Here is a 452-nt window from a genome sequence, read left to right on the forward strand (position 1 = left end):
GGACCGTTCACCGCCGCGACAGAAACTCGCAGACCGAGCCGCTCCCGCACCTTCTCCACCGGCTCGGCAACCGAAACCATCCCGCCCTTGCCGGACAAAACCGTCAACGCCTTGCTCCGCAACGCCACCACCCGGGCACCGTCCTGCAACGACAACCCACCAGCCACGACCGCAGCCGCGATCTCGCCCTGACTGTGGCCAACGACCGCAGCCGGACGCACACCATTCGCCCGCCACACCTCAGCCAGCGACACCATCACAGCCCACAACACCGGCTGCACCACGTCGAGCTGCCCCAACGCAGACTCGTCCCGCAACACGTCCAGCAACGACCAGTCCACAAAAGACTCCAACGCCGCCGCACACTCCGCGAGACGCGCCGCGAACACCGGACTCGACTCCAGCAACCCCAGAGCCATCCCCGCCCACTGCGAACCCTGACCCGGGAACAC

The 452-nt window shown here is 67.3% G+C and carries 1 protein-coding gene; it reads right to left on the reverse strand.

Annotated features, from left to right (window positions below; genetic code table 11):
* A partial coding sequence (locus tag H4281_RS45070; protein ID WP_182896965.1) for an acyltransferase domain-containing protein occupies positions 1-452 on the reverse strand: 452 nt, incomplete at both ends.

Origin of the sequence: Amycolatopsis dendrobii (assembly GCF_014145675.1) — a bacterium.
Lineage (GTDB): Bacteria > Actinomycetota > Actinomycetes > Mycobacteriales > Pseudonocardiaceae > Amycolatopsis > Amycolatopsis dendrobii.